Annotated in this window: 4 protein-coding genes; 2 read left to right on the top strand and 2 right to left on the bottom strand. The window is 62.1% G+C overall.

The genetic code is table 11. From position 1 onward, the window contains the following. Positions 1-49 precede the first annotated feature (49 nt). A complete protein-coding gene (gene bamA, locus VJR29_10470) occupies positions 50-2,839 on the bottom strand; it encodes an outer membrane protein assembly factor BamA (protein HKY63834.1) in 2,790 nt (929 codons plus the stop codon). Beyond that, positions 2,836-6,228 (bottom strand): translocation/assembly module TamB domain-containing protein, encoded by a 3,393-nt coding sequence (locus tag VJR29_10475; protein ID HKY63835.1) that lies wholly within the window; start codon positions 6,226-6,228, stop codon positions 2,836-2,838. The genes bamA and VJR29_10475 overlap by 4 nt, the downstream gene beginning before the upstream one ends. Before the next feature lie 57 nt (positions 6,229-6,285). Between VJR29_10475 and VJR29_10480 the strand changes: the two genes are divergently transcribed. Beyond that, complete coding sequence (locus VJR29_10480) at positions 6,286-7,152, top strand: hypothetical protein (GenBank protein HKY63836.1); 867 nt, start codon at positions 6,286-6,288, stop codon at positions 7,150-7,152. A gap of 134 nt (positions 7,153-7,286) precedes the next feature. Next, on the top strand, positions 7,287-8,648 hold a 1,362-nt coding region (locus tag VJR29_10485), incomplete at its 3' end, for a homocysteine S-methyltransferase family protein (protein ID HKY63837.1).

Raw genomic sequence — 8,648 nt, forward strand, 5'->3', positions numbered from 1 at the left:
CGGCGCCGCTTGAAGGCCGTTTGAAGCCAACATGAAAAGTCGATGAAATTTAGAAGAAATACCCGAAAGTGAAGTGAACCCGGCCCCAATCGTCGCCCGGCTCGGGGTCGAGGATGAAGCCGACGTCAAGCCGGACCGGGCCGACCGGCGTGACGTAGCGGACGCCGGGACCGGCCGAGTGCCGCCAATTGAAGAGATTGATATCGCTCATGTTGTTGACGACGATGCCGGAGTCGACGAAGCCGACGACCTGGAAGCTGCCGAAGACCCGCATCTGCATCTCGAAATTGTGCACCAGCGAGAAGGTTCCGCCGGTCGGCAAGAGCGAGTCCTGGTCGAAGCCCCGGACCGTGTCGTCGCCGCCGAGGTAGAGCCGGTTATCGGCCGGGATGAAAGTGTCGCCGGGCAAGGGCCAGATTTTGGCGACCCGCAGCGCGTTGGCGAAGGTGATCTTGGTGAAAGGGCTCCACCAGATGCCGAAATTGCCCCGGGCCGTGACGTAGTTGCCGCCGATCTGGATGAACTGGTTGGTGGCGGTGACGCTGCCGTTCAAATAGTAGCCGCGCCGGGGATCGCCGTAGCTGTCGCGGCGGTCGTAGGTGACGCCCAAGGTTGTGGCCAGGCGGGTGTTGTCGTCGGCGCTTTCGCGGGGCCGCAGCTCCTCGACGATGGTCTTGCTCTCGTTGAAATCGACGAACTCGAAATTGATCGCGCCGTAAGCGCTCAAGTAAGGACCCAGATCCTTGAAGAGGGTCGAGAAAGCGCCGGTCTCGAAATTCTCGTAAAAGGGCAGGCGATTGAAGCCGGCATAGGTGCCGATCAAGAGCTGGAGCGAGGTGCCGAAAAGCCGGGGATCGATGTAGTTGATCTCGAAGCGGGAGATCTCCTGGCCGGCCTGGAGCTTGATGTTGCCGTTCTTGCCCGAGCCCCACATGTTGAGCTTGTTGAAGACGACCTTGCCGCTGAAGCCGAAGTCGGTGTTGTAGCCGGCTTCGAAATCGATGATCTTGCTCTTTTTCTCCTGGAGGCGGACGACGGCGTGGACCACCGGGTTCTTGTCGGTCAGCCCCAGGGTTTCGATCCCGACCGAGTCGAAGGCCCCGAGCCGCCGGAGATTGAGCTGGGATTGGAGGATTTTCTCGGTCGAGAATTCCGAGCCCTCCTTGAATCGCATGTTGCGGCGGAGGGTCTTCTCCTTGGTCAAGGCGTTGCCGACGAAGAGGACTCGGCCGATGGTGACGTGGACCCCGGGATCGACGTGAAGCTTGACGTCCCAATCGGCTCCTTCGAGCCGCTTCACGTCCTTGTCGATCTTGGCGTAGGGGTAGCCGTTGTTCGAGAGGACGATCAGCATGTACTGGGCGTCCTCGTCGAGCCGCGAAGGGCTGTAGGGCTCGCCGGGCCGGGAGAGCAGCTTGGGCCAAACGTCGGCCTTGAGCTTCTCGGGCATGCCGTCGATGGTCAGGTCCTTGACTTTGGAGCGGGCGCCTTCCTCCAAGTCGATGGTCAAAATCATCTTGTCGCCGACCGCATTGAAGCCGCGGTTCCAACCCAGGACCTTGGCATCGAGCCAGCCGAGCTTGGCGTAATAGTCGGTGATCAGCTTGAGGTCCTCTTGAAAGAGCGGGCCGAGATAGACGCCCTTGTCGCCGATGGCGTTTTCCTTGGTCCGCATCAGGTCCCGGAGTTTGCCGCTATCCATCTCGTTGTTTCCCTGGAACTGGATCGCCTTGATTCGGCGCTGGGGTCCCTCCAGGATGCGGAAAGTCACCCGGTAGTTTTCGTCGTCGAGTTTCTTGCGCTCGGCCTCGACCTTGACTTCGGCATAGCCCCGTTCCTGGTAGAACTTGACCAGCTTATTCCGGGAGATCTCGACCTCGAAATCGTCGAAGTCGCCGTCCTCGTAGATCGTGATCGCCTTGCGCAGCTCCTTGTCGAAGTAATGCTCGTTGCCCTCGAAGACGACGAAGACCCGCTTGCCCTGGCGGACCGCGACCTCGACGTCGACCTTGCGGGAGTCGTAATCATAGGATTCACCCTCCAGCCGCACCCGGGCCCGGACGTAGCCCTTCTTGCGGTAGAGGCCCTGGATCTTATCGAGGTCTTTCTTGATCTGGCGCGGCTTGTAGTGGCTGTAGGTGAAAATGATCGTCTTGATCCGCCGCTCGTCCAAGGCGGTGTTGCCTTCGACTTCGGTGTCTCGCAGCCGGTAGGTCTTGCCCTTGGCGATCTTCAGCTCGATCGTCACCTCGCGGTTTTTCTCGTCGTAGTCCTCGATCGCCAGCACGGTGGTGTCGAAATAGCCTTCCTGCTCGTAGATCCGGTCGAGCCGGTCGAGCTGCTCCGGCAGCTTGGCCTTGTCGTAGATTTGGCCGGGGATGAGGAAGAGGGTGCGGCGGACCCGGCTTTCGAGCAGCGGGTAGTTGCCCTTGAGCTTCACGTCCTTGATGACATAGCCCTCGGGCGTCTCGAAGGTGAGGTCGATGTTGTTGTCGTCGTACTCGACCAAGGCCTCGACCTTGACGAAGACGCCCCACTTGCGGAGGTTGTTGATGGCGTTCTCCAGCTTTTCCCGGGTCAGGACCTCGCCCGGATCGAGGCCCACGATGTCGTTGGCGACCTCCACGCTGTAGAAGTTCAGGCCGTCGAACTTGACCGAACGAATCGTCCCCATGATCGGATTGGGCTCTACGGGCATCGTCTCGGGCGGCGGGGCCGCCGGCACCGGCGGCAAGGGCGTCTTCCCCGGCTCGGCGTCTTGGGCCGGCAGCGGGCCGCCATGGCTGAAGAGGATCCCGGCCAGGGCCAAGCCGAGCAATTTGGGGCCTAGCTTCCTCAAAAGGTTCTCCAGCGCAGGGTGAAATCGAAATCGAAGGAGCCGTCGCTGAGCTGCGAGGCCTTGACCAGGGCGTTGTCGAGCAGGATGTACTCCATCTGGACGCCCTGCAGCGGCTCGTCGACGCCGAGGTCGGTCTTGAACTCCAGCATGAAGCGCTCGGTCAATTTTTTGCCGACGACTAGCGTCGTCACGCCTTGGCGATCGCGGCGCCGGGCGTTGTAATCCTCGTTGGATTCCAGCCGGAAGATGTCGAGCGAAGCTCGCTCGGCCAAGGGCCGCTGGAGGTAGCCGGCGATCTGGCCGGCGATCACCGAGCTGGCCAGGCTGGCGCTGCTGACCTGGCTGTCGCCGGGCGCGCCGCCGGTGAAGACCATCGAGAGGACGTCGCGCTTGGAGATGCCGGAGTCGCTGGTGAAGTTGAGCTGGAGGTTGTCGAGATAGCCGACGATGTTGGCGGTCACGTTGACGGTGGCGAAGTTGCGCAGCACCTCCTTGGTGGCCGTGATGTCGACGTAGGGCTGGGTCCGGGGGCCGCGGAAGTCGACGTAGCCCCGGGCGTTGTCGAAGGCGATCTTGAAATAGTGAAAGGAGCCGTCGAGGATCTGGATCTCACCCTGGACGACGGGCGCCGAGGCCGGGCCCTTCACCTCGAGATCGGTCGAGAGGTACATCTCGGCGATGTTGTTCTTGATCGCCAGCTCGCCGGGGCTCTTCACCTTGAGGTCAAGCCGGATCCGGTTGAGCCAGGGGTTGGGCTCCTCCGGCAAGGTCTTGGCCTGGGGCTTCATGATGAACTGGGAGATGTTGAAATCACGGACGTAGCGGCCCTCGGTGATGAACATGTCGCCGGCCAGCAGGATCGAATCGCCCGGCCCTTTCAGGGTGAAGTCGCCGCTCAAGACGATCTTGTAGACCTCGGGCTCCGAGACCGTGACCTCGCGGGTGTTGATCGTCAGGTCGGCGTAGCGCGGCTCGAATTTCTCCCCGACCTCGATCCGGCCGTTGATCGTGACGTCGCCCTCCGAGATCGTTCCCTTCAAATCCTCGAAGCTGATCGTCTTGCCGGTGCTTTTGATCTTGCCGCTTAAGTTCTCGATGTTGGCCCGGACCGCCCGCAGGCTCAGGGCGGCGTCGCTGAAATTGACCTCGCCGGCCAGCTGGGGGTCCTCGAGCTTGCCGGTGGCCCGCAGGTCGACGTTGGCGAAGCCCTCGGCGCCGCGGAAGAAGCTGCGCCAATAGGTGAGCAAGCTCAAATTGGCCCGGCCTTTCAGCTTCAGGTCCATCGGTCCGTCGAATTGGTAGCTCCCGGTCAGATCCATCAAGCTGCCGCCCGAGCGGAAGCTGGCCTTTTCGAAGGTCATCTTGGGCGGGCGGATCGAGATCCGCACCGGCTCGGCCGCCGCGATCTCGCCGCCTTCCTCCAGCGGGATGACGAAGCGGCTGGCGTTGATGTCGATCTCGGTCGGCGCGCCTTCGATGCCGATGGCCATTTTGATCTTGCCGTCGGCATAGGACTCGACCTGGGGATATTCCATCGCCGCCCAAATCGCCCGCAGGTCGAGATTCTTGGCGTCGGCCTCGATGAAGAACTTCTTGGGCCGGGCGTCGTAGGTGTAGCGGCCGGTGAAGGCCAGGCCGGGCAGGGCCTCGCCCTTGACCTTCACGCCCTTGTCGTCGAATTCGAAGACCGCCTCGCCCGGCATCGTGATCTTGTCGTAGTTCGGCGGCTGGAAGCTGAGCGGCGCGATGACGAAACGGCGGTTGCCGAGCTTGCCGTCGGCGGTCAAGGTGCCCAGCTTGAAGTCGAGGAGCTGGAAACCGGGGATCTCGGCGTGGAGGATGCCGGTCGGCGAAGAGCCCGCCACCGAGTCGAGATCGAAAGTGCCGTCGACCTTGCCCAGGATGTCGGGATTGTCGAGCAGCTTGGTGGCGTCGATGCCCTTGAACTGGGTCTTGAGGACGACGTGGCGGTTCTTCTTGAAGAAGTTCTCGCCCCGCACCAGGACCTTGGCGGTATGGCCTTGGGCGGCCGGCGCCTCGCCCTCGTAGATCATGAGATTGTCGTTGATGCTGAAGTTCCCGACGTGCTCGCCGAAATTGAGGAAGCTGTAAGCCAGCTCCTTGCCGTGAGCCTTGAAATTCATGCTCGGGTTCTTGAAGGCGCCGGTGATGGTTCCCTCGGCGTCGGCATAGCCCCGTAGGTCGAGGTCGGAGAGGGCCTGGATCATCGTGGCCAAGTCGAAATTCTTGGTCTTGATCTTGACGTCGAAGCGTTGCTTCGGAAAGTCGACGCTGCCCGAGCCGTCGACTTCGGCCTTGGCCGAGCTGAGCTTGAAGACGTCGAGCCCGAGCACGCCGTTCTTCATCGTCCCTTCGAGGTGGAGCTTGTTCTCCAAGGCCGCCTCATTGGCGGTGTTGCCGAGGGCCTTGAAGTCGAGCTTGACCTTGCCGGTCATCGCCGAAAGCTTGTAGCCGCTGAGCTCGGCGTAGAGCGCCATCTCAAAGCGGTCGAAGGTCTCGAGCAGCTCCTTGCCGGCCTTGGGGATGGCGCTGAAGGGCAGGGGCTGGGCGGTTTTGAGATCGACTTTGTAAGTCGCCTTCTCCGGGATGTAGTCGACGTCGACCAAGAGAGTTCCGTCGGGCAGGAGGAAGCGGCCGTTTTCGAGATAGAGGACGTCGCCGCCGATCTTGATGTCGGAGAGGAAGCTGCTGGCCGGCAGCGAGCCGACTTGGACGTCTTCCAACTTCAAGTTTCCTTCGGCTTCGCTGACGAAAAAGGTGAAGTCGCGGACCACCGGCAGAGTGATCTTGCCCTGAAAGACGAGGCGGCTGGTCCGGATCTCGGTGTCGGCCGGCCGGAGGACCGCGTCGGTGACCCAGAAAGTCACCTCCTGCTGGGAGCGGCGCTGGGAGCTCAAGCCGACATTGGCCTCGCCGAAGTGGAATTCGTCGCCGTTGCGCAGGTAGAAAGAGATGTTTTGCACCACCGCGTCCTGGATCGAGAGCCTTTTCAGAACGATGCGGAGGGCGGTGCGCCAGGAGGAGGGTTTGAGGCTCTTCGGCGAATTGCGCTGGTCGATGGTCAGGCCATCGGCCCGAAGCTTGGTGATGCCGAAATTTCCCTTCAAGGCGCTGGAATAGGCGAAATCGAGGTCCAATGACTTCAGCGAGACGATCTTCAGCCCTTGCTGGTTTTGATAGACCAGACCTCGAATTTGGAGGTGGCGTTGGTTGAGATCCAGGGTGAAGCTGTCATAAAGGATGTCGCCGGTCAGACTCTGGTTGAGCCGGTTGATGACGAATTGTAAAAATCGGGGCGATTGGATGAACTGATAGAGGAGAAAAACGCCGAGCAGGCCCAAGGCCAGGAGAATCCCCAAGGCCTTCAAGCAGCCTGTCTTTTTCGGCCTTTTCCCCATAAGTGCCCGTAAAACTTGGTTTTATCGATGACAAAGTCAAGCGATATCGCCGGTCGGACGACCGGCATCGGCAGCCTCCCGCCGGAGGACCCGAAAGCGGTTCTAGATCGGGCCTTTGCGGTGGATATCCCTTACTTTCCGACCCAGCCGGCCTTGGGTGAAAACGAGACGATGCTGGGCCAAGGCTTGGCCGGTTTTCTCGAGGGGCCGGCCGATTTTGCCCCGGGCTTGCTTTGGCGGCTCTACCTTGAAAGGCTGGCCCGAGACCCCCGGCCCTGGACGAAATTGCAATGGGTCGGGCCGGCGACCCTGCTTCAAGCCCAGGCCAAGTGGGTCGGCGACCCCGAGCGCCGCCGACTCTTGGAGGAATGGCTGCTAAAACGGGCCGAGTTCCTGCTGGCCGAGGTCTCGAATTTGGGCAAAAAGGTCCTGCTTTTTCTCGATGAGCCAGGACTGCTGCGGGCCGCGCCTTTGGAAAGCGGGCGGCGGATCGTGGAAGCGTTACGCCAGCGCGGGGCGTTGGTGGGAATCCATTGCTGCGAGGCCGGCGATTTCGATCCCTTCCTCGACTGGCCCCTGGATTTCCTCTCTTTCGACTTCGCCTTGGCCTCGCCTTGGGAGGATGCCGAGCGGCTTTGGGTCTTTCGCCATCGCGGCGGCCGCTTGGCCCTGGGGGTGGTGCCGACTTCCTTGACTTCGGCTTGGCATCCCAAGAAAGAAGTGGAAAGATGCCGCTCCCGCTTAGCCGCCGCTCTCGATACCGCCGAGGCCGAGGAGGTCCTGCGCGAGAGCCTGCTGACGCCGGCTTGCGGGCTGGGCTTGCGCAGCCCCGAGGAATGTGTGCGAGTTTTCGAAGCTCTGCAGGAGTTCCAAGATTGTTTAAAGAAAGGATAGGTTTCCCCCTCCTTTGTAAGGAGGGGGTCAGGGGGAGGTAGAGAGGGTTGGCGTCATGCAGAAAATTTTGCCCAACGCCAACCTCTCTACCCCTCCCCAACCCTCCCCTTACAAAGGGGAGGGTGGAAGAGAATATGCTCAACGTCCCTAAACCTTATTCCCCCCGCGCCCAGCGCCTGATCGAGGCGCTCCAGACGCGGATCCTCGTCCTCGACGGGGCGATGGGCACGGCCCTCCAGCAAAAGCATCTCGTCGCCGAAGACTTCGGCGGCCACGAATACGAAGGCTGCAACGAGAACTTGGTCCTGACCAAGCCCGAGGTGATCCGCGAGGTCCATGAGGCCTATCTCGAGGCCGGGGCCGACATCCTCGAGACCAACACCTTCGGCGGCACGCCGCTGGTGCTGGCCGAATACGGCCTGCAGGACAAGGCCTACGAGCTCAACTTCGCCGCGGCCCAGCTGGCTCGGGAAGCCGCCGACAAGCACAGTCGCGCCGAAAAGCCGCGCTTCGTGGCCGGGTCGATGGGGCCGACCACCAAGGCGATCAGCGTCACCGGCGGCGTCACCTTCGGCGAGCTGGTGAAGCATTTCGCCGCTCAGGCCAAGGCTCTCTATGATGGTGGCGTCGATTACTTCCTGCTCGAGACCTGCCAGGACACCCGCAACATCAAGGCCGGCCTGCTCGGCATCGAGGAGGTCTTGGCCAAGGAGAGCCACCGCCTGCCGGTCGCGGTTTCGGTCACCATCGAGCCGATGGGCACGATGTTGGCCGGCCAAGGCGTCGAGGCCCTGGCCGCCGCGCTGGAGCACGTCGACTTGCTCTACGTCGGCTTGAACTGCGCCACCGGCCCCGAGTTCATGACCGATCACGTCCGCACCCTCTCGGGCCTGACCAAGGCCAGGGTGGCCTGCGTGCCCAATGCCGGCCTGCCCGACGAGGAAGGCCGCTATCTCGAGACGCCCGAGATGATCTCGGCGGTCTTGGGCCGCTTCGCCGAAGCCGGTTGGATCAACCTGCTCGGCGGCTGCTGCGGCACTCACGCCGGCCATATCGCGGCCCTCGCCCAATTGGCAAAAAAGATGAAGCCGCGCCCGGCGCCGGAGCGCTCGGTTTCGACCTTGAGCGGGATCGATTATCTCGAGGTCACCGAGGACAAGCGGCCGGTCCTGGTCGGCGAGCGGAGCAACGTCATCGGCAGCCGCAAATTCAAGAACCTCATCGTCGAGGAGAAGTTCGAGGAGGCCTCCGAGATCGCCCGGGCCCAAGTCAAGCAGGGGGCCCAGATCGTCGACGTCTGCCTGGCCAACCCCGACCGCGACGAGTACAGCGACATGCAGCGTTTCCTGGAGGAAGTGATCCGCAAGGTCCGGGCGCCGCTGATGATCGATTCGACCGACGCCAAGGTCATCGAGATGGCCCTGACTTACAGCCAGGGCAAGGCGATCATCAATTCGGTCAACCTCGAGGACGGCGAGGAGCGCTTCGAGCAAGTG

This window comes from bacterium, from assembly GCA_035281585.1.
In the GTDB taxonomy this organism is placed as follows: Bacteria; UBA10199; UBA10199; order DSSB01; family DSSB01; genus DATEDP01.